General features: G+C 65.7%; 20 protein-coding genes. 11 read left to right on the top strand and 9 right to left on the bottom strand.

All coding sequences use genetic code 11. The features are described 5' to 3' along the window. Positions 1 to 72: 72 nt before the first annotated feature. The 3 genes from phaC (at position 73) to radC (ending at position 3,603) form a co-directional block, all read left to right on the top strand. Positions 73 to 1,896, top strand: coding sequence for a class I poly(R)-hydroxyalkanoic acid synthase (gene phaC, locus ACLNGM_RS14790; RefSeq protein WP_416355508.1), 1,824 nt, complete (start codon positions 73 to 75; stop codon positions 1,894 to 1,896). An 86-nt stretch (positions 1,897 to 1,982) separates the two neighbouring features. Further along, on the top strand, positions 1,983 to 2,834 hold the full coding sequence (map, locus tag ACLNGM_RS14785) for a type I methionyl aminopeptidase (protein ID WP_416355507.1): 852 nt from the start codon (positions 1,983 to 1,985) through the stop codon (positions 2,832 to 2,834). A gap of 7 nt (positions 2,835 to 2,841) precedes the next feature. After that, positions 2,842 to 3,603: a RadC family protein gene (gene radC / locus ACLNGM_RS14780; protein ID WP_416355506.1), complete on the top strand. Its 762-nt coding sequence runs from the start codon at positions 2,842 to 2,844 to the stop codon at positions 3,601 to 3,603. 4 nt (positions 3,604 to 3,607) lie between these two features. Here radC and ACLNGM_RS14775 read toward each other — a convergent pair whose 3' ends face one another. From ACLNGM_RS14775 to ACLNGM_RS14745, 7 genes are all read right to left on the bottom strand, one after another. Then, entirely contained in the window at positions 3,608 to 3,892 is a 285-nt protein-coding gene (locus ACLNGM_RS14775) for an usg protein (protein WP_416355505.1), read from the bottom strand. A gap of 145 nt (positions 3,893 to 4,037) precedes the next feature. After that, complete coding sequence (locus ACLNGM_RS14770) at positions 4,038 to 5,651, bottom strand: NTP transferase domain-containing protein (RefSeq protein WP_416355504.1); 1,614 nt, start codon at positions 5,649 to 5,651, stop codon at positions 4,038 to 4,040. Continuing rightward, positions 5,648 to 6,352: an XdhC family protein gene (locus tag ACLNGM_RS14765; protein ID WP_416355503.1), complete on the bottom strand. Its 705-nt coding sequence runs from the start codon at positions 6,350 to 6,352 to the stop codon at positions 5,648 to 5,650. The genes ACLNGM_RS14770 and ACLNGM_RS14765 overlap by 4 nt, the downstream gene beginning before the upstream one ends. Continuing rightward, positions 6,352 to 6,672 (bottom strand): XdhC family protein, encoded by a 321-nt coding sequence (locus tag ACLNGM_RS14760; RefSeq protein ID WP_416355502.1) that lies wholly within the window; start codon positions 6,670 to 6,672, stop codon positions 6,352 to 6,354. The genes ACLNGM_RS14765 and ACLNGM_RS14760 overlap by 1 nt, the downstream gene beginning before the upstream one ends. Before the next feature lie 10 nt (positions 6,673 to 6,682). After that, positions 6,683 to 7,894 carry a vWA domain-containing protein gene (locus ACLNGM_RS14755; RefSeq protein ID WP_416355501.1) on the bottom strand — a complete coding sequence of 404 codons (1,212 nt, stop codon included), beginning with the start codon at positions 7,892 to 7,894 and terminating at the stop codon, positions 6,683 to 6,685. Then, entirely contained in the window at positions 7,891 to 8,802 is a 912-nt protein-coding gene (locus ACLNGM_RS14750; protein WP_416355500.1) for an AAA family ATPase, read from the bottom strand. Before ACLNGM_RS14750 ends, ACLNGM_RS14755 begins: the two co-directional genes overlap by 4 nt. A gap of 63 nt (positions 8,803 to 8,865) precedes the next feature. Next, the gene (locus ACLNGM_RS14745; RefSeq protein WP_416355499.1) at positions 8,866 to 9,381 is read right to left on the bottom strand and encodes a flavin reductase; all 516 of its coding nucleotides are present in this window, start codon (positions 9,379 to 9,381) and stop codon (positions 8,866 to 8,868) included. A 222-nt stretch (positions 9,382 to 9,603) separates the two neighbouring features. Between ACLNGM_RS14745 and ACLNGM_RS14740 the strand changes: the two genes are divergently transcribed. The 5 genes from ACLNGM_RS14740 to ACLNGM_RS14720 all read left to right on the top strand — a co-directional run bounded on the left by ACLNGM_RS14740 (position 9,604) and on the right by ACLNGM_RS14720 (position 13,832). Further along, positions 9,604 to 10,407 carry an ABC transporter ATP-binding protein gene (locus ACLNGM_RS14740; protein WP_416355498.1) on the top strand — a complete coding sequence of 268 codons (804 nt, stop codon included), beginning with the start codon at positions 9,604 to 9,606 and terminating at the stop codon, positions 10,405 to 10,407. Next, positions 10,404 to 11,108, top strand: a complete 705-nt coding sequence (locus tag ACLNGM_RS14735) for an ABC transporter ATP-binding protein (RefSeq protein WP_416355497.1) — start codon at positions 10,404 to 10,406, stop codon at positions 11,106 to 11,108. The genes ACLNGM_RS14740 and ACLNGM_RS14735 overlap by 4 nt, the downstream gene beginning before the upstream one ends. A gap of 42 nt (positions 11,109 to 11,150) precedes the next feature. Continuing rightward, a complete protein-coding gene (locus ACLNGM_RS14730) occupies positions 11,151 to 12,143 on the top strand; it encodes a branched-chain amino acid ABC transporter permease (RefSeq protein ID WP_416355496.1) in 993 nt (330 codons plus the stop codon). Beyond that, positions 12,143 to 13,423: a branched-chain amino acid ABC transporter permease gene (locus ACLNGM_RS14725; RefSeq protein WP_416355495.1), complete on the top strand. Its 1,281-nt coding sequence runs from the start codon at positions 12,143 to 12,145 to the stop codon at positions 13,421 to 13,423. The genes ACLNGM_RS14730 and ACLNGM_RS14725 overlap by 1 nt, the downstream gene beginning before the upstream one ends. 67 nt (positions 13,424 to 13,490) lie before the next feature. Further along, positions 13,491 to 13,832 carry a DUF3140 domain-containing protein gene (locus tag ACLNGM_RS14720; protein WP_090959541.1) on the top strand — a complete coding sequence of 114 codons (342 nt, stop codon included), beginning with the start codon at positions 13,491 to 13,493 and terminating at the stop codon, positions 13,830 to 13,832. Between the two features lie 62 nt (positions 13,833 to 13,894). Here the strand turns inward: ACLNGM_RS14720 and ACLNGM_RS14715 are convergent, their stop codons facing one another. Next, positions 13,895 to 15,106 carry an ABC transporter substrate-binding protein gene (locus ACLNGM_RS14715; RefSeq protein WP_416355494.1) on the bottom strand — a complete coding sequence of 404 codons (1,212 nt, stop codon included), beginning with the start codon at positions 15,104 to 15,106 and terminating at the stop codon, positions 13,895 to 13,897. A 251-nt stretch (positions 15,107 to 15,357) separates the two neighbouring features. Between ACLNGM_RS14715 and ACLNGM_RS14710 the strand changes: the two genes are divergently transcribed. From ACLNGM_RS14710 to purB, 3 genes are all read left to right on the top strand, one after another. Beyond that, positions 15,358 to 16,335: an ABC transporter substrate-binding protein gene (locus ACLNGM_RS14710; protein WP_416355493.1), complete on the top strand. Its 978-nt coding sequence runs from the start codon at positions 15,358 to 15,360 to the stop codon at positions 16,333 to 16,335. A gap of 14 nt (positions 16,336 to 16,349) precedes the next feature. Then, positions 16,350 to 17,354: a P1 family peptidase gene (locus ACLNGM_RS14705; protein WP_416358458.1), complete on the top strand. Its 1,005-nt coding sequence runs from the start codon at positions 16,350 to 16,352 to the stop codon at positions 17,352 to 17,354. 85 nt (positions 17,355 to 17,439) lie between these two features. After that, positions 17,440 to 18,747, top strand: a complete 1,308-nt coding sequence (gene purB, locus ACLNGM_RS14700) for an adenylosuccinate lyase (protein WP_416355492.1) — start codon at positions 17,440 to 17,442, stop codon at positions 18,745 to 18,747. Between the two features lie 6 nt (positions 18,748 to 18,753). Here purB and ACLNGM_RS14695 read toward each other — a convergent pair whose 3' ends face one another. Beyond that, a complete protein-coding gene (locus ACLNGM_RS14695; RefSeq protein WP_416355491.1) occupies positions 18,754 to 19,569 on the bottom strand; it encodes an endonuclease/exonuclease/phosphatase family protein in 816 nt (271 codons plus the stop codon).

Here is a 19,569-nt window from a genome sequence, read left to right as displayed (position 1 = left end):
GACGCAAGACGCTTCACGCCGCTGTCGTGGCGGCGACATAATGCTTTAAGGGACGATCAAGGAGGACCGGCCATGGCGGAATCGACATCCACGACCGACGGCCCCGCCGGGGAGATGCCCTCCTTCTCGGATTACGCGGTGCGGGATCCCGAAGCGTTCGCGCGCAACATGGCAAGAATGCTGGAACAGGTCGGCAAGGCCGCGTCGGCCTGGGTCGAGCCGCGCGAGCGCGGCGAGATCAAGGATGGACCACTCAGCTACTCCGACATGGTCGCGACGCTGTCGCGCGTCGGCGAGTATTGGCTGACCGACCCTGCGCGCTCGCTGGAGGCGCAGAGCGCACTGATGATGCGTTTCATGGGGCTGTGGGCGGATTCGATCCGCAAGGCTTCCGGCGCACCGCCGGCCGAAGCGCCGGCGGGTCGGCCGGACAAGCGATTCACCCACGAGGACTGGAGCCGAAACCTCTTCTTCGGCTTCCTCAAGGAAGCCTATGTCATCACGTCGGACTGGGCGAACATGCTGGTCGAACGGTCCGATGGCCTCGACCCGCACACGCGCCAGAAGGCTGCATTCTATGTGAGGCAGATCGCCAACGCGATTTCGCCCTCCAATTTCGTTCTCACCAACCCCGAGCTCTACCGCGAGACGGTCGAGCAGAACGGCGAGAATCTCGTGCGCGGCATGCGCATGTTCGCCGAGGACATGATGACGGGGAAAGGCCAGCTCAAGCTACGCCAGTCCGATCCGACGAAATTCGCGGTCGGCGAGAACCTCGCGATGACGCCCGGCAAGGTCGTTGCCGAGAATGAGGTCTGCCAGATCCTTCAGTACGCGCCGCAGACGGAAGCCGTTTTCCGGCGACCGATCCTGATCTCGCCGCCCTGGATCAACCGGTTCTACATCCTCGATCTCAACCCGGAGAAATCGTTCATCCGCTGGATGGTCGAGCAGGGGCACACGGTCTTCGTCATCTCCTGGGTTAACCCGACCGAAGCGCACGCCGACCGGAGCTGGAAGGACTACATCGACGAAGGCATCGCCTTCGGGCTCGACACGGTCGAGCAGGCGACCGGCGAGCGCGAGGTCAACATGGTCGGCTACTGCGTCGGCGGGACGCTGCTGGCTGCCTCGCTTCCCTACTTGAAGGCCCGCGGAGACGACCGGATCGCCTCGGTCACGTTCCTGACGACCCAGATCGACTTCAAGCACTCGGGCGATCTGAAAGTCTTCGTCGACGAAGGCCAGCTCGCCGAGATCGAGCGCACGATGGAGAAGGGGTATCTCGACGGCTCGCAGATGGCGACGGCCTTCAACCTTCTCCGATCCGGCGACCTGATCTGGCCGTACTTCGTCAACAACTACCTGAAGGGCAAGGAACCCCTGCCCTTCGATCTCCTGTTCTGGAACGCCGACGCCACACGCATGGCGAAGGCCAACCACCTCTTTTACCTGCGCAACTGCTATCTGGAGAATCGGCTGTCGCGCGGCATGATGGAGATCGGCGGGGTCAGGCTCGACCTGTCGTCGATCACCCTGCCCGTCTACAACCTCGCCACCAAGGAAGACCACATCGCGCCGGCGCTCAGCGTCTACGAGGGCAGCCAGGCTCTCGGTGCACCGGTCACCTATGTCGTGTCCGGCTCGGGCCATATCGCGGGCGTCGTCAATCCGCCTGCCAAGAACAAGTATCAGTTCTGGGTCGGACCCTCGCCGTCGCGCGACCTGTCCTTCGACGACTGGTGGCGTCAGGCACGAGAGACGAAGGGGTCGTGGTGGCCGCATTGGCAGGCGTGGCTTGAGGCGCAATCGAACGAACGGGTGCCGGCCCGCGAACCCGGCGCCAACGGCTTGCCGGTGATCGAGGACGCGCCGGGGCGATACGTCCGCCAGTGACCCGCCGGACTTGAAGCGATGCGCCATCGGTGCGACATCACGCACAAGCTCTTTCTCTCCCGTCGCGGGCACGCATCGCTGCAATCATGACAGTCTACCTCGAAGCCGAAGCCAATCCTCTCCGCAACACCGGCTCCATCCGGCTCTACGATGCGGAGGCCTTCGAGGGGATGCGCCGCGTCAGCCGGCTCTCGGCGGAGGTGCTGGACCAACTGGCCGAGATCGTGAAGCCGGGGATCACGACCAACGAGATCGACCGGTTCGTCTTCGAGTTCACCCGCGATCACGGTGCGCTGCCGGCGCAGCTCAACTATCGCGGCTACACCAAGAACGTCTGTACCTCGATCAACCACGTCGTCTGCCACGGCATTCCCAATGACAAGCCGCTGCGCGAAGGTGACATCGTCAACATCGACGTGACGCTGATTCTCGACGGCTACTACGGCGACACGTCGCGCATGTATCCCGTCGGTCAGATCAAGCGCGCCGCCGAGCGGCTGTGCGAAATTACCTATCGCTCGCTCCTGATCGGGATCGAGGCGGTGAAGCCCGGCAACCACGTCGGCGACATCGGCGCCGCGATCCAGGCCTACGCCGAGGGCGAGCGCTGCTCGGTTGTGCGGGATTTCTGCGGTCACGGGATCGGCCGCCTCTTCCACGACGCGCCGAACATCCTGCACTACGGGCGTCGCGGCGAAGGCGTCGAGATGCGACCCGGCATGATCTTCACCATCGAGCCGATGATCAATCTCGGACGCCCGCATGTGAAGGTACTCGCCGACGGCTGGACTGCGGTCACGCGCGACCGCTCGCTTTCGGCACAGTACGAGCACACCGTGGGCGTGACCGAGACCGGATGCGAGGTCTTCACGAGGTCTCTCAACGGACGCGACATGCCGGGCTTTCCCGCTTCGGCCTGGGCCGAAGCCGAGGCCTGAACGGATCATGGCGCAGGGGGACGACGGCCTGAAGGAAGCGCCGCAGCCCGACTGGACCGCTGCTGTCGAAGTGCCCCTCCCGAAGCCGCGCGCGGCTGCGAAGGATCACGACGGGCATCGCGACCGGTTGCGTGAGCGCTTTACGTCGGCCGGGCCCGACGCGCTGGCCGACTACGAACTTCTCGAACTCCTGCTGTTCCGCTTCATCCCCCGCCGCGACACCAAGCCGATCGCGAAGGCTCTTCTGAAGCGCTTCGGGACGCTCTCCGACGTATTGAACGCGCCCGCAGAACTGCTCACGGAGATCGACGGGATCGGCGCTGCCACGGCACTCGATCTCCGGATCGTGACCGCGGTCAATCAAAGGGCATTTCGCGCTTCGATCCGTGGGCGCGAGATGCTGTCGTCTTGGTCGGCGGTCTTGGACTACTGCCACGCCGTGATGGCGCACGAGACACGCGAGCAGTTCCGCATCCTGTTCCTCGATCGGAAGAACGCTCTCATCGCCGACGAGGTGCAGCAGGTCGGCACGGTGAACCACACGCCGGTCTACCCGCGCGAAGTGATGGGCCGAGCCCTCGCCCTGTCGGCGAGCGCGCTGGTGCTCGTCCACAACCACCCGTCCGGCGATCCCAGTCCGTCGCGCGCCGATATCGACATGACGAAGACGCTGGTCGACGTCGCCGAAGCACTCGGCATCAAGATACACGATCACGTCATCATCGGCCGAAACGGCCATTTCAGCTTCCGCGCCGAAAGTCTCATCTGACGCGTCAGTTGAGGTAGCCGACCTCGCGCACGAGCTTGATTTCGCGCGGCTGGATCAGGCCCTGGTGCATCACGCGGACAGAGTGGATCTTTGCCTCCACGTCGCGCTCCCAGTGGTCGAGGAAGCGTCGGAGGCGCGGATAGTCCGGCGCGATGTCGTCGAACTGCCAGAAGAAGGTCTGGAGGAAGGCCGGGTGATCCGGCATGCGGTAGAGGATTTCCGCGAACGTCAGGCCGTAGCCGGACAGCATCTTCAGTAACTGCGGATCGGGCGTACGTGCGGCAGGCATGTCGGCTCCTTCTGCATCGGGCCGAGGAAGCAGCCCTCGGTCTCAAGGCTGCGCCCGCATGTTTAACGAAGTCCTAACCCGGCCAGCTCTTCTGCCGCAAAAGCCATCGTGTTCCGGTGGTGCAGCGAATCCGTGCAGCTTTCCGCTAATCCCAGACCCCGCCCGCCTCTCGCATCACATCCGGCGTATCGACGTCCAGCGACGCCGCTCGTCCGAGTTCGACCTCGCGAACGAGCTCGCCGCTCGACTGAACTATGGCGCGTGCGCCGACATCGCCCTCGATGGTCGAGATGGCATTCGCGAAGATCGATGAAAGGATCACAGGATTGGCCCGGCGGCCGTCGTCGGTCGCGAGGACGATGGAGCCGACCCCCGCGGGGCTAAACGCCTCGATCATCCGATCGAGATCGGCGCTCGTCAGCAGCGGCTGATCAGCCAGGAGCACCAGGACACCGTCTGAGTCCTGGCTCGCTACCGCGAAACCACGCCGCAATGACGTGGACAGTCCGGCGGCAAAGTCCTCGTTGTGCACTATTCTGGCGCTCGTACCTTCGAGGGCCGCGCCGATCTCGTCGGCCATGTGGCCCGTCACCGCCGTGACACCGCACGCACGGCTGGCGAGCGCGGTCTCGACAGTCCGCCGGACCAGCGGCTCGCCTCCGAACCGCGCCAGGAGCTTGTTGGGCCCGCCCATTCGGCTGGAACGCCCGGCGGCCAGCACGAGCGCATGGACTCGCGGCGTCGACGGTCGGACCGAGACGACGTCTTCACGGGCTTGCGGTCTCGTCGCGATTTCCATCAGTAGCCCCCCGACGCCAAGGCCGACGATCTCCTCGCGCCCCACCTGAAGATCCGCCATGAGACGATTGAGAATCCAATCGAAACCGTTCTCGATTGGGCTTCGTGCGCAGCCGGGGGCACCCAACACGAGACGCGGTCCGATCTGACCGAGAAGCAGCAGATTGCCGGGATCCACCGGCATGCCGAGGTGCCGGACGGCACCCCCGGCCCGCCGGATCGCGTCCGGCACCACATCGGCCTCGTCGATCACGGCGGATGCGCCGAAGACGATCGTCAGTTCCTCGTCTGCCGCCGCGTCGCTCAGTCGGCGCGCCAGTTCGCCGGCGTCATGCGGGCATCGGACTTCGCGAAGCAATATCGAACCCGACGGAGAGAGCCGTCCCTCCAGGATACGCCGGGTCTTGTCGAGCGTGGTGGCCTTGATCGTCGGCAGTTCGGTCTGGACGAGCCCGACGCCGCGAGCTCTGTACCGCTTCAATCGAAGCGCCGTCCCGCCGGACAGAACCCGTTCCGCCTCCGCGACAGCCGCTCCCGGTACCGCGAGCGGTATGATCTTGACCGTCGCGAGCATGCGATGAGCTTCGACCGATGTATACTCCGCAAGGGTCGCCACGGTGATGCCCGGATGGATGCGGTTGACGGCATCGATCAGCGATCGGTCCGGCAGGAAGATTCCCGATGCCTCGGCGTGAAGATTGGCTCGACCGGTCCCAGGCGGCGCGACGGATATGCCGTCGGCAGCCAGCGCGAGGGCGATCCTGGCAGCGGCATCGTTTTCCGTCACATCGTCCGGGTCCAGCCGGGCGACGACGACCTCGCTGACGCCTTGGTCCTGAAGTTGCCGCAGGTCGTCGCCGGAAAGCGCGTGACCCTTTGCGAGCCGGCGTCCGTCGACGGTCAGGGCGTGCGCCAAGAGGCCACCTCGAGCCTCGGCCGTCGGCACAGGGCCGAACTTCATGCGCCTCCCGCCTCGCCCCGACGTTCCGCGTGCATCTTACGACCGCGGAAAGCCGCAATCACCGATGCCAGAACCGCGACAGCAATTTCTGCTGGCGTCGATGCGCCGATATCGACGCCGATCGGCGCCTCGATCCGGCCGATCCGATGCTGCGGCACGCCGGCCGACAAAAGTCGCTCGATCCGACGCGCATGGGTCTTTCGACTGCCCAATGCCCCGACATAGAAGCAGCCGACTTCAAGAGCCTCGATCAACGGATGGTCATCGATCTTCGGATCGTGCGTGACCGCGACAAGCGCTGTGTAGGCATCGAGTGGCCGTTCCTTCAGCGCATCTTCCGGCCATTTCGCATGCAACGGGACGCCGGGAAACCGCTCCGGTGTCGCAAAGGCCGTGCGCGGGTCTATGATCGAAATGTCGAAACCGGCAATCGACGCCATCGGAGCCAGCGCCTGGCTGATGTGGACCGCGCCGACAACCACGATCCGTGGCGGCGGCAGATAGACATTCAGAAACGTCTTCGTTCCCTCGAGAATGCCTGAGCGTCCAGCGCGGAGCGCTCGCTGCACAGCCTCTCCTTCCGTCTCTGCATCACCCTCACGCACCAGTCGCTGGGAACCGGTGGCCAGATCGGTCAAGACGAGACATCCGCGGCGTGCCCGTCGCTCGGCGTTCAACGCCCGGAGAAGATCCGCTCGCATTAGCCCACGCGCTCGACATAGACACGAATACGGCCGCCGCAGGACAGGCCGACGCGCCAGGCGGTCTCGTCGGCGACACCAAACTCGAGCATCTTCGGCTCTCCGCTGGCGATCACGTCCAGAGCCTCGGAGATCACCGCACCTTCGACGCAACCGCCTGACACCGAGCCCTCGAACCCGCCGTCCTCGTCGATGACGAGGTGGCTGCCGACCGGTCGCGGGGCGGAGCCCCACGTCTCGACCACGGTCGCCAGAGCTGCACGTTTCCCCTCGGAGGCCCAGCGTTCGGCGGTAGCCAGGATATCCGTTGCGTCGCTCATTTCGCGTTCCTCAAGCGGCCTCGCCGGCTTTCAGCCAGGTGCGCGGCTCCATATCGCGACCCGCCCGCGTGCGAGAGAGCGCGGCGCAAAGATCGGCGAGGGAATCCAGCGAATGGGCGGACCGGAACTCGTCGACATGCGGCAGCAAGGCACGAACGCCGCGAGCGCGGGCCGAGAATCCATCGAACCGCAGCAAGGGATTGAGCCAGATCAACCGCCTGCACGAGCGATGAAGGCGATCCGCCTCACAGGCAAGCCGCTGCATGTCGTCCCGCTCGAGACCGTCCGTCACCAACAGAACGATGGCGCCGCCGGACAGGACGCGTCGCGACCAGCGTCGATTGAACTCTTCAAGCGCCGCGCCGATGCGCGTCCCTCCCGACCAGTCCCGCACCAGATTGCTGCACGCGGCAACGGCCTCATCGGGATCCTTGCGGGCGAGTTGCCGCGTGATGGGGGTCAGCCGCGTGCCGAACAGAAAGGCTCGAACCCGACGCTTCGCCGACATCGCATGCATGAAATGCAGTATCACGCGGCTGTACTGGCTCATGGAACCCGAAATGTCGGCGATCACCACCAGCGGGGGTAGCACGGTACGCGGGCGATAGAACCGCGGCAGAATGAGATCGCCACCGGAGCGGATCGAGGCCCGCAGCGTGCGCCGTGCATCGAAACGTCGCCCGTGGCCGTCTGAGCGAAAGCGGCGCGAGACGACTCGGTCGTCGGGCGAAACCAGGCGGCGGATCGCCGCCCTCGTCTCCGCGAGCTCCGCCGCACTCATCTGAGCGAAGTCCTTGGCCCGAAAAACCTCATCCGCCGAGACCGTGAGCCGCGCATCGACATCGAGCGTCGGACGTTCCTCAACGCGGCGGGCATCGGCGCGGCCTTCCAGCGCGTCGAATACCCGCCGGGCACCGGCCTTCGCCGGGGGCGGCTCCGCCTTCGCAGGTGTCTTTGCCGAGAACATCGCCAGCATGCGCTCGACCAGTTGTCGTGAACGCCAGAACAGTCGGAACGCCTCGTCGAAGACCGGCGTGTCTTCGCGGCGAGCTACGAGGACGGCGTGCAGCGTCCAGTAGAAATCGTCGCGCGATCCGATACCCCCGGCGCGGATGGCCTCGATCGCGGCAAGCGTATCGGCCGGACCGACACGCAGTCCCGCCCGTCGCAGCGCGCGCGAAAAGTGCGTGACGTTTTCGGCGAGGTGCCCTCCCGCGATCATGCGGAAGCGTGCTCCCTACGAATGGCCCTCAGCATCTCGTCCGCCTCGCTTTGGCCGATCCGCGCGATGTCGTCCTGGTACTTCAGCAGGACGCCCAACGTATCGGTGATCAGTTCGGGGTCGAGCGCGACGGCATCGAGTTCGGTCAGGGCCGTCGCCCAATCGAGCGTTTCGGCAACGCCGGGCGCCTTGAACAGGTCCTCGCCCCTCAGGCGCTGAACGAAGGCGACGAGTTCGGCGCTCAAGTCGGCGCGCGCCGTCGGCACCTTGCGGCGCACGATCTCCAGTTCGCGCGCGGCGTCGGGGTAGTCGAGCCAGTGATAGAGGCAGCGGCGCTTGAGGGCGTCGTGGATCTCGCGGGTACGATTGGTCGTCACGATGACGATCGGAATCTCTGTGGCGCGGATCGTGCCGAGTTCCGGGATCGTCACCTGAAAGTCCGACAGGACTTCCAGGAGGAACGCCTCGAACGCCTCGTCGGCCCGGTCGAGTTCGTCGATGAGGAGAACCGGCGCGCGTCCGGGGTCGCCTTCCAAAGCCTGCAGCACCGGGCGACGAATCAGGAACCGTTCGGAGAAGATGTCGGAGCGCATCGCATCGCGCGCCGTGTCGCCACTTGCCTCGCGCAGGCGGATCTCGATCATCTGCGCGGCATGATTCCACTCGTAGAGCGCGGTGGAGACGTCGAGACCTTCGTAACACTGGAGCCGGATCAGGGGACGTCCCAGCCGATCCGCCAGGACCTTGGCGATCTCCGTCTTGCCGACCCCGGCTTCCCCTTCGAGAAAGAGCGGACGCCGCATGCGCAGTGCCAGGAACAGGACGGTGGCGAGCGAGCGGTCGGCGACGTAGCCCCCTTCGGAAAGGAGGGTCTCCGTCTCGTCGATGCTGCGGGGGACTTGGGTCAACGCATGATGTCCGCTGGCGTGGGTCTCAACAAGATAGGCCGAACGCCCCGCGTCACAACCATGTCATTCCGGGTCGAGGTGCTGCAGCGCATGATATCGCCGCGCACGGTACAGCAAGCTGTGCCCCGCTCTCGGGACCGACAGCCCGACGACCTGACCGATCGTCACCTGATGGGTCGCGACCGTCCGGCTTTCGAGGATGCGGCAGTCGAAGGATACGATCGAATCCTCGAGAATCGGCGCACCGGTCTCGATGGTCGTCCAGCGCCCCGACGCGAACCGCTGATCGAGGTCGAGCTTGCCCTCGCCCGCAAAGGCGCGCGCCACCGTCTCACTGCGGTCGGCGAGGACATTGACTGCGAAGACACCGTTCTCGGCGAACCGGGCGTTGGCCGCGCTGGACCGGTTGAGGCAAACGAGAAGCGTTGCCGGATCGTCGGAAACCGAGCAGACCGAGGTGACCGTCACGCCGCGCCGTCCGGCCGGACCGTCCGTCGTCACGAGGCTTACCGCGGCGGCGAAATGGCTCATCGCCTCGCGGAAAGCCGTCCGGTCGATTTCGGCGTGGGTCAGAAGCAAGATTCGTCCTTCGGGCTGTCACGTCGTTTGCGGGACGCCCTCTCAACATGGGGCGCTGGCCGACAGTGCGCACCATAGGCCCTGAAACTTTTCGAGTTCGTGAGCGACGCGAACGTCAACGCGTTTGACATCGCAGCCGCAAGCCTTCAGGACGTGCCCGCTCCCGCGGCGCCGCGTTCGTGCGCCGCTTCGGGAAATGTTTCAATGCGATAGGAAGCCGACATGGCGCCGATCCTCGAGGTCAGGGACGTAACGCGCCGGTTCGGCGGCTTCACGGCGGTGAACCGCTGTTCGCTGACGGTGGAACAGGGCGGCATCACCGGGCTGATCGGGCCGAACGGCGCAGGCAAGTCGACGCTGTTCAACATGGTCGCCGGCAATCTGGCGCCCTCGTCCGGACAGATCCTGTTCGAAGGGCGCGAGATCCAGGGCCTGAAACCGCATCAGCTCTTCGACCGCGGGCTCCTGCGCACGTTCCAGATCGCCCACGAGTTCTCGCATCTGAGCGTCATTGAGAACCTGATGATGGTGCCCGGCGGCCAGCCCGGCGAGAACCTTCTGGAAGCCTGGTTCCGAGGCCGGACGGTCCGCGAGTTCGAGGTGCGGGTGCGCGAACGGGCGGAAGACGTGATCGACTTCCTCAAGATCGGCCATGTCGCGCACGAGCTTGCAGGCAACCTTTCCGGCGGCCAGAAGAAGCTCGTCGAGCTTGCCCGCACGATGATGGTGGATGCCAAGATCGTACTTCTCGACGAGATCGCGGCGGGGGTAAACCGCACGCTTCTCAATGACATCGCGGCCAACATCGAGCGCCTCAACCGCGAACGCGGCTACACCTTCTTCGTGATCGAGCACGACATGGACCTGATCGGCCGTCTTTGCGACCCGGTGATCGTCATGGCCGCAGGCGAAGTCATGCGGACCGGAACGCTGGCCGAGATCCAGGCGGACGAAGCCGTAGTCGAGGCCTATTTCGGAGGCTCCCCCACCGGCCATGCGACCACGGGCCCGGGAGCGAGCGCATGAGCCTCCTGAAGGTCGAGAACGTCGTCGCCGGCTACGGCGAGGCGATGATCCTGAACGGGGTGAACCTCGAGCTCGAAGCCGGCGAGATCGGCGTCATCGTCGGACCGAACGGGGCCGGCAAGTCGACGACGCTGAAGGCGATCTTTGGACTGCTGCGCGTCTCTTCAGGCCGGATCATGTTCGATGGGCAGGAGATCACCAATCGCCCGACCGACAGCCTCAGCGCCCTGCGCATGGCGTTCGTGCCGCAGGAGCACAACGTCTTCAAGACGCTGAGCGTCCACGAGAACCTCGAAATGGGGGCCTATGTCCGGCGCGACGACGTGTCGGGGTTGCTCGATCGCGTCTACGACATTTTTCCACCGCTCAAGGACAAACGCCGGCAGCCGGCGGGCGAACTCTCGGGCGGCCAGCGCCAGATGGTGGCGGTGGGACGCGCTCTGATGATCGACCCGAAGCTGATCCTTCTGGACGAGCCGACGGCTGGCCTCTCGCCCCGCTACATGAGCGAAATCTTCGACCGCATCCTCGCGGTCAATGCCTCGGGCGTCACCGTCGCGATGGTCGAGCAGAACGCCAAGCAGGCACTCGGGATCGCCCACAAGGGGTTCGTGCTGGCTGGCGGGCGCAACCGCTTCACCGACACCGGCGCGGCTCTTCTGGCCGATCCGCATGTCGCAAAATCCTTCCTGGGCGGCTGAGCCGACGCCTCGCCCCTTGATCGAACTCTTCGAGACAATCCGTTGGACGAGCTAGTTTTCTTCATCAACCGTGGCCTGATGGGCGGGCTGATCATCGGCTCCATCTACGCCCTCGGCGCCGTCGGCGTGACGCTGATCTTCGGCATCCTGCGCTTCGCCCATTTCGCCCACGGCGACATGATGACGGCGGCTGCCTTTTTCGCCTTTATGCTGGCCAGCCTGTGTGCCGCCTTCGGCATATCGTTGCCCGTCCCGTTGGTACTCTTACTCCTGCCGGTCGTGATGCTGCTGACGTCGGTCTTCGCGATCGGGCTCGACAAGGCGTTCTACAAGCCGTTGCGCGAGCGCGGCGCACGGCCCGTCGTGATGGTGATGGCGTCGATCGGCGTGACGCTGATGCTGCAAGGGCTGATCCGCCTCTTCGCCGGCACGGGCTCGCGCGATATGTATCAGGAGGCACCCAAGCAGATTTTCCGCATTCCGACGGGTGGTCGACCGATCGTAATCACCGAGCCGCAGCTGGCGCTGATCGTCCTGACCGTCGTGTCCGTCGTGGCTCTGCACGTCTTCCTCACGCGTTCGCGGTTGGGCAAGGCGATGCGCGCCGTATCTGACAATCCGGACCTCGCCCGCGTGACCGGCATTCCGCTGGATACAGTGGTCAAGGCGACGTGGGTCATCGGCGGGTCCCTGGCCGCCATCGCCGGTACGATGCTCGCGATGGACGTGCAGCTGAAGCCGGACCTCGCCTACAACATCCTGCTGCCGATCTTCGCCGCGACGATCGTCGGCGGCATCGGCCAACCCTACGGTGCCATCGCCGGAGGCTATCTCATCGGCTTCGCTGAGACGCTGTCCGTGTTCAATCTGTCGGTGCTGCTACGCCCCTTCCAGGGACTGCTGCCCGCAGGGCTCGAAATTCCCGCAAACCTCGCCTTCGTGCCGACCGAATATCGTCTCGTGGTGCCGTTCTTCATCCTGATCGTTGTGTTGATCTACCGGCCGACCGGTATCTTCAAGGGGCGGGTGTTCTGATGCGCGGCGGATCCGTCTCCTCGAACCGCAACCGCGAACTCGTCCTGATCCTGGCGCTCTGTGCGCTGGTCGCGCTCGTCTTCTGGCTTCAGGGTTCGGCCTATGCGACCCGCATGCTCGTCGAAGCCGCGGCCTATGCGATCATCGCGATCGGGCTGAACATTCAATGGGGTTACGCCGGCCTCTTCAACGTCGGCATCATGGGCTTCATTGTGGCTGGTGCTTTCGCCTCCGTGCTGATGACCTTCCCGGTCAACGAAGCGTTCTGGGCGTCGCGCGGAGCGCCGATGCTGGGTGAAGCTCTCGTGTGGCTGGTCGGTGCAGTTGTCGTCGTGGGGCTCATATCGCAGACACGCCGGCTAGGTCTGCCGCAGGGACTCGTCACCGCCCTCACCGTGATCTCCAGTGCGATCGCCTTCATGCTGGTCACCGCGAAGTTCGATCCGGCGACCACCGCTATCGAGGCCGAGGCAGGCTTCATCGGCGGCTTCGGTCTGCCGGTTGGCGTCGGTTGGGTCGCGGCTGGCGTCGTGGCAGGCGCGATCGCCTATGTCATCGGCAAGATCTGCCTCGGACTGCGAGCCGACTATCTCGCCATCGCCACGCTCGGAATCGCGCAGATCATCAAGACCTTCCTGCGGAACGCCGATTGGCTGACGCGCGGCACCCTCACCGTCTCGCCGCTGCCGTGGCCGGTACCCACGCCGGCGGAGGTCGGTTTCCTCTGGGGCCGGAGCCTGTATCTCGCCGTCACCGCCGTGATCCTCCTCGTTGTCTACCTCCTGATGGAGCGCGCTTACCGAGCGCCGTGGGGCCGCATGATGCGTGCCATCCGCGACAACGAGGCGGCCGCGGCCTCGATGGGCAAGAACGTGGATGGGCGCCGGCTCGAGATCTTCGTCCTCGGCGCCATGCTGATGGGCCTTGGTGGAGCGATCCTCGTCCATTTCACCTCGATCTTCGATCCTTCGGGCTTCGTCGACCTGAACCACACGTTCCTGATCTGGGTGATGGTGATCCTGGGAGGCGCCGGAAACAATCGCGGTGCGATCTTCGGTGCAGTCTTTGTCTACATCGTGTGGACGATGTCAGAACCGGCTGCGCTGACGCTCTTCTCGCTGGCGCGCGACTGGGGTCAAAGCCTCTTCGGATGGGTCGCCCCCGCAGACCTCGATTCGCGTGCGTTGCAGATGCGCGTGTTCGTGATCGGCCTTACGATCACGCTGGTCCTGCGCTTCGCGCCCCACGGCGTGCTGCCGGAACGGTGTCGGACCGACTGAACGGTTTTCGCAGGAACCGTCCACAGGAAGGAGTCGTTGGGCGCGCAACCACAGCGGGAGCGCACCAATGGACGACGACAAGCGAGCCGAGGTCTATGCAGAGTTCAAGGACCTCGTGAACATGACGCCGAAGCAGCTCGAAACGTGGCTGGAGACGGACGAGTCCAAGGACGTCGGAGCCAAATCCGGCGGCAAGGGGGAGTCCGTTGGACACAAGTCCGGCCGCGAGATCATCGAGATTAAGGGCATGAAGAAGTCAGATCTCACCGACGCCGAGTACGAGCACATGCAGAAGGTCGTCGGCTACATCAAGCGGCACATGAAGCAGAAGCCGAAGGGCGAGATCGAGGACACCCCCTGGCGGTACTCGCTGATGAATTGGGGACACGACCCCATGAAGAAGCACTGACACGAAAAAAGCCCCGGAGCGCGAACTCTGGGGCTTCGTCGTTTCGAATGCGCTCGCTCGGCTTACATCGCGGGCCCGACGACCACGATCTTGCCGTCCTTGACGGTGACCTCGTCGTATGAGCCGGGAACGTCGCCCTTGGCGTCGAACTCGAGTGCGCCTGACGCACCCTCGTAGTTGATGTCGGTGCCGGCCTCGATCAACTGCTTCGCCTTCGTCCACTCGCCCGGCAGGATCACCTCGCCAGGCGCCGAAGCCACGTCGCGCAGCGCTTGGCTCAGGCCCTCGCGCGAGCCGCCCGTCTTTTCCAGCGCCAAGAGCAGCGCGAAGGCCGCGTCGTAGGACGTCGAAGTGTAGGTTGCGGCGGGATCGATGTTGGCAGCCTTGGCCGCGGTCGCGAACTGCTCGGCGCCCAGCGCCGCCGTGCCGCCCGGACGCGTCAGGATCAGCTTCTCGTCACCTCCGGTGACGTTGGTCAGGTTGCCGCCGACCATGCCGTCGCCGCCGACGAAGGTCGAGAAGTCGCCCGTTTCGCGCGCCTGCGCCACGATGCGCCCGCCCGAGCCGTCGACATAGGCCAGCACCACCAGCGCATCGGCGCCCGACGACGCGAGCGAGCCGATCTCGGCACGGTAGTCGGCCTTGCCGTCCTCGTGTGCCTGCGAGACCGTCACCGTGCCGCCGTCCGCCTCGTAGGCCTTCTGGAAGGCCTGCGCGAAACCGGTTCCGTAGTCGTTGTTGACGTAGGTGATCGCGACATTGTCGATGCCGTTCTTCTTGACGACGCGCGCCAGCACTTCGCCCTGGTAAGCGTCGGACGGCGCGGTGCGGAACACGAGGTCGTTGTCGTTGAGATCGGTCACCGCCGGCGAGGTCGAGGCGGGAGACACCATCACGACGCCGCCTGGGATCGCCGCGGCGTTGGCGGCGGCGATCGTCGCGCCGGAGCACATGGCGCCGACGATGCCCGCCACCTTCTCGGAATTTACCTGACGGTCGGCGGCGTCCGACGCGCGCGCGGCATCGACGCAGCCGTCGTCGCCGATCACCATTTCGACCTTCGCGCCGCTCTTGCCGATGCCGCCGGCTTCGTTTACCTGCGCGACCGCGAGCTTCGCTGCATTGGCGATCGGCGGCATGAGGCTCTCGATCGGGCCGGTGATGCCGCCGATGAGGCCGACCTTGATCCCGGCATCCTGCGCCCACGCGGCGGAAACGCCGAGCGCGAGAAGAGAAGCCGTCAGGCCCAGAATGGCTTTGCGTCCGCCGATCATGCTTGAACTCCCGAAACAGTTTGGGACCATCGGCCTTGATGCCGGGTCCGATCTCCCGCTGCGCGCCGGTTTCGGCGGCCCGCGGCGACTTAAGCGGCGCGTGCGCGAAGGGTCAAGCGAAGCCACCTCGCTCCCGGTCCCGGAAGGCGCTAGAAGAAGGCATGCCACATGCCGTCCGCGCCCTTATCCTTGCCGCTCTCCTCGCAACCGTGCCGATAGCGTCGGTTCGGGCGCAATCCGGTGACGCGCTCGTGATCGGCATCGCCGCCCCCCTCAGCGGCCCGAACGAGATTCTGGGCCGCCAGATCGAGGCGGGTGCCAAGCGCGCCGCGGAGGAAAACGGAGGGACGACCGTATCGGTCGACACGTTCTGCTCGGCAGATGGCGGCCGCGAAGCGGCGAATGCGTTGATCGCTGCACGGGCCGCGGCAGCGGTCGGCTTCCTCTGTACCGTCGCACTCGAGGCGGCCCTGCCGAAACTGTCCGCGGCGGCGATCCCGGTTCTCGACGTCGGTGTGCGGGCGGCGCGCATCCAGCGACAACGGCAGCAGCACGGTGCCCTCGTCTGGCGACTTGCGCCGGCCGCAGGTGCGGAGGCGCGGGCGCTCGCCGGGTTTGTGCGCGAAAGATGGTCCGACACGGCGTTCGGCATCGTCGAAGACGGTTCACCGCAATCGCGCGATCTCGCCGATAAGGTGCGTCAGGCGCTGGAGGCCGATGGCCTGCGTGCGGCCGTCACGGAAACCTACCGGCCAGCGGAGGAAAAACAGTTTCCTGTCGCCCGTCGTCTTCAGCAGAGCGGGGTGACCCGTGTCCTGTTCCTCGGGGCACGCAGCGATACGGCGGTGATTTTGCGTGACGCGGCGGAGATCGGGTCGACGCTCGAGGCGGCAGGGGGCGAATCCCTGATCGACGCCGGAGGCGGCGTGGCGCTACCCGCCGGTGTCGTGGCGCTTGCTAGCGGCTTCGATGTCGACTGGGCGCCGTCCGAAACGCCCCCGGAAGACGAGGGCTATGCGCGGATCGCGCGCGTCGGCGCCGAGATCGCCATTCAGGCAGGGACGCGGGCTCGAGCCGAAAGTCGCAGCGTGATCGACCTCCTGAACGACGAGACGTTCATCACCACCGCCGGTCTCGTGCGCTTCGATGGCGAAGGCGCAGCCGATGTGGCGCCCTTCCGCGCCTATCGCTGGGACGGGCAACGCTTCGTGCCGGACGCCGAGGGTTGAGCTGAATGGCCGCCATCTGGCAGACGGGTCCGCGCAACCTCCTGACCGATATCGCAGGGGTGCGCGTCGGAAACGCACAGGATGAAAAGCTGAAAAGCGGCTCGACGGCGATCCTTTTCGATGCGCCGTGCGTCGCGGCCGTGGAGATTCTCGGCGGGGCACCCGGCACACGCGAGACGGACCTGCTCGCGCCCGACAAGCTCGTTCCCGGTATCGACGCTCTTGTCCTGTCCGGCGGCTCCGCCTTCGGTCTCGATGCCGCGTCCGGCGTACAGGCCTACCTGCGCTCCGTTGGTCGAGGTTTCCTGGCCGCCGGCCACCGCGTCCCCATCGTTCCGGCGGCGATCCTGTTCGATCTCGCCAATGGTGGTGCCAAGGACTGGGGCCTCCACTCGCCGTACCGCGAACTGGGCTTCGAGGCGGCGTCTGCTGCGAGCGAACGGTTCGAACTGGGAAGCGTCGGCGCGGGAACCGGCGCAACGACGGCGGTGGTCAAGGGTGGCCTCGGATCGGCCTCCGTCAGGCTTCGGTCGGGCGCGACGGTCGCGGCACTCGTGGCGGTGAACGCGCTCGGCTCGCCGCTGGTCGGCTCCGGCCGGCACTTCCATGCCGCGCCGTTCGAGATCGATGACGAGTTCGGTGGCCTCGGGTTGCCCGTTCCCCATCCAGTCCTGTCGGAGTCGCCGGTCACGAAGCTTGACCCTCGACCGGGAGGCGCCACGACAATCGCGGTGGTGGCCACCGACGCGGTTCTCGACAAGGGGGCGGCTCGCCGCCTCGCGGTCGCCGCGCATGATGGCTTCGCGCGCTCGCTCTGGCCGGCCCACACCGACTTCGACGGCGACCTGGTGTTCGCTGCTGCGACGGGCGGCAGCGGCTGGCGGCCGGAAGGCGCCGAACGCGTGGAACTCGCGGCCGCCGCAACCAGCGCGATCGCGCGCGCGGTCGCCCGCGGGGTCCATGCCGCCCGTTCCGCACCCGGCGACCTCAAGCGCTGCTGGTACGACTTGCCGGCCTGAGACGCGGGGTTCGATTGAGGCGCGGCGGCGCGTCTGTTACAGCGCGGCCGAGCCCCCGTTTGCCGTCCGCCAGAAAGGCCCGCCGATGATCCCCCGCTATTCCCGCCCCGAGATGGTCTCCGTCTGGTCGCAGGAGACCAAGTTCCGGATCTGGTTCGAGATCGAGGCTCATGCCTGCGATGCGCTGGCCGAGATCGGCGTGATCCCGAAGGAGGCGGCGAAGACGATCTGGGAGAAGGGCGGCGCGGCGCAGTTCGACGTCGACAAGATCGACGAGATCGAGCGCGTCACCAAGCACGACGTCATCGCCTTCCTGACGCATCTTGCCGAGTTCGTCGGTCCCGATTCCCGCTTCATCCATCAGGGCATGACCTCGTCGGACGTGCTGGACACGTGCTTCAACGTCCAGCTCGTGCGGGCGACGGACATTCTCCTCGCGGACATGGACGCGCTGCTTGAAGCTCTGAAACGTCGCGCCTTCGAGCACAAGGACACTGTCACCATCGGCCGCAGCCACGGCATCCATGCCGAACCGACGACGTTCGGTGTCAAGCTCGCCCTTGCCTATGCCGAGTTCGACCGCTGCCGTGACCGCCTCCGCGCGGCGCGCGAAGAGGTGGCGACCTGTGCGATCTCAGGTGCGGTCGGCACCTTCGCCAACATCGATCCGCGCGTCGAGGAGCATGTGGCGAAGGCGCTCGGGCTGAAGCCGGAGCCGGTGTCGACGCAGGTCATTCCGCGCGATCGCCACGCCATGTACTTCGCGACGCTCGGCGTGATCGCCTCCTCCATCGAGAGGCTCGCCACGGAAATCCGCCACCTTCAGCGGACCGAGGTGCTGGAAGCCGAAGAATATTTCTCGCCCGGGCAGAAGGGCTCGTCGGCGATGCCGCACAAGCGCAACCCAGTCCTCACCGAGAACCTGACGGGCCTCGCCCGGATGGTCCGCTCCTTTGCCATGCCGGCGATGGAGAACGTCGCTCTCTGGCACGAGCGCGACATCTCGCATTCCTCCGTCGAGCGCTACATCGGCCCGGACGCCACGGTGACGCTCGACTTCGCGTTGGGACGCCTCACCGGCGTGATCGACAAGCTGCTGGTTTATCCCGAGCGGATGGACCGCAACCTCAACCAGTTCAAGGGTCTCGTCCATTCGCAGCGCGTGCTGCTCGCTCTCACGCAGGCCGGCGTCAGCCGCGAGGACGCCTATCGTCTCGTCCAGCGCAACGCGATGAAGGTGTGGGAGCACGGCGCCGACTTCCTGACCGAGCTCCTCGGCGACGCCGAGGTCACAGCCGCTTTGTCGGAAGCAGAGATCCGCGAGAAGTTCGACATCGGCTACCACACCAAGCACGTCGACACGATCTTCCGCCGCGTGTTCGGCAAGGCCTGATCGCGCTCAGGCGGCTTCGGCGTCGGCGGCGACGAGGACGGGTGTGTTCAGCGGTCCTGTGCCCTCCTCGTCTGCGCCTTCGATATCCAGCTGGATCATCTGGTGGTCCGAATATGGCTGGTCGAGGATCGCGATCTTGCAACGGTCCTCCAGATCTTTCGTCAGGAGGCAGATGTCGAGCGCAGCGCGATAGGGCCCGAGCCGAAAGGTCGGGCCCGAATGTGCGTTGGCGTGCACCAGCCGTCCATCGGCGAGGAGCGGTCGCAACTCGTCCACGCCGCGAAAGAGGTTGAAGTCGCCGATCACCACGGTTGGGACCTCGCGCTCCTTCACCCAGCGCGAGAGTTCGGCCATCTGCAGACATCGGACATGATAGCGCAGCGAAAGATGCGCCATCAGGATCCGAATGCCCGAAATCTCGATGTCGTAGACCAGCCGCTTCTTGCCTGACGACAGATAGCGCGCCGTGTAGGTCAGCGGTCGCGACGCGAGGAACGCGTTCGACTTGCCGCGCGAGACCGACAGGCGTCGGAAGTGCCGCCCGGCGCCATACTTGTTGTCGATCCGCACGGTCGTGTGATGCGCCTCAGCCAAGGCGCCGACCTGGTCGAAAAAGCCGTTGTTGAGCGAGCCCTTGTCGATCTCGGCGAAGCAGGAAAGGTCCGGCTTCAGTTCTCGAAGCCGCTCGCGAACGAGCCCGAGGCTTCGCAGTTGCACGCTACGGGTCGTGAAGACGTGGTGATGCGCCCGGCGGACATGGTGCTTCAGGGAGCCGTCGATGTCGCGGCTGTAACCGAGGTTGGCGTAGACGATCCGCAACAT

Source organism: Aureimonas phyllosphaerae, assembly GCF_047943035.1.
In the GTDB taxonomy this organism is placed as follows: Bacteria; Pseudomonadota; Alphaproteobacteria; order Rhizobiales; family Rhizobiaceae; genus Aureimonas; species Aureimonas phyllosphaerae.
This window is presented reverse-complemented; position numbering and strand designations above follow the sequence as displayed.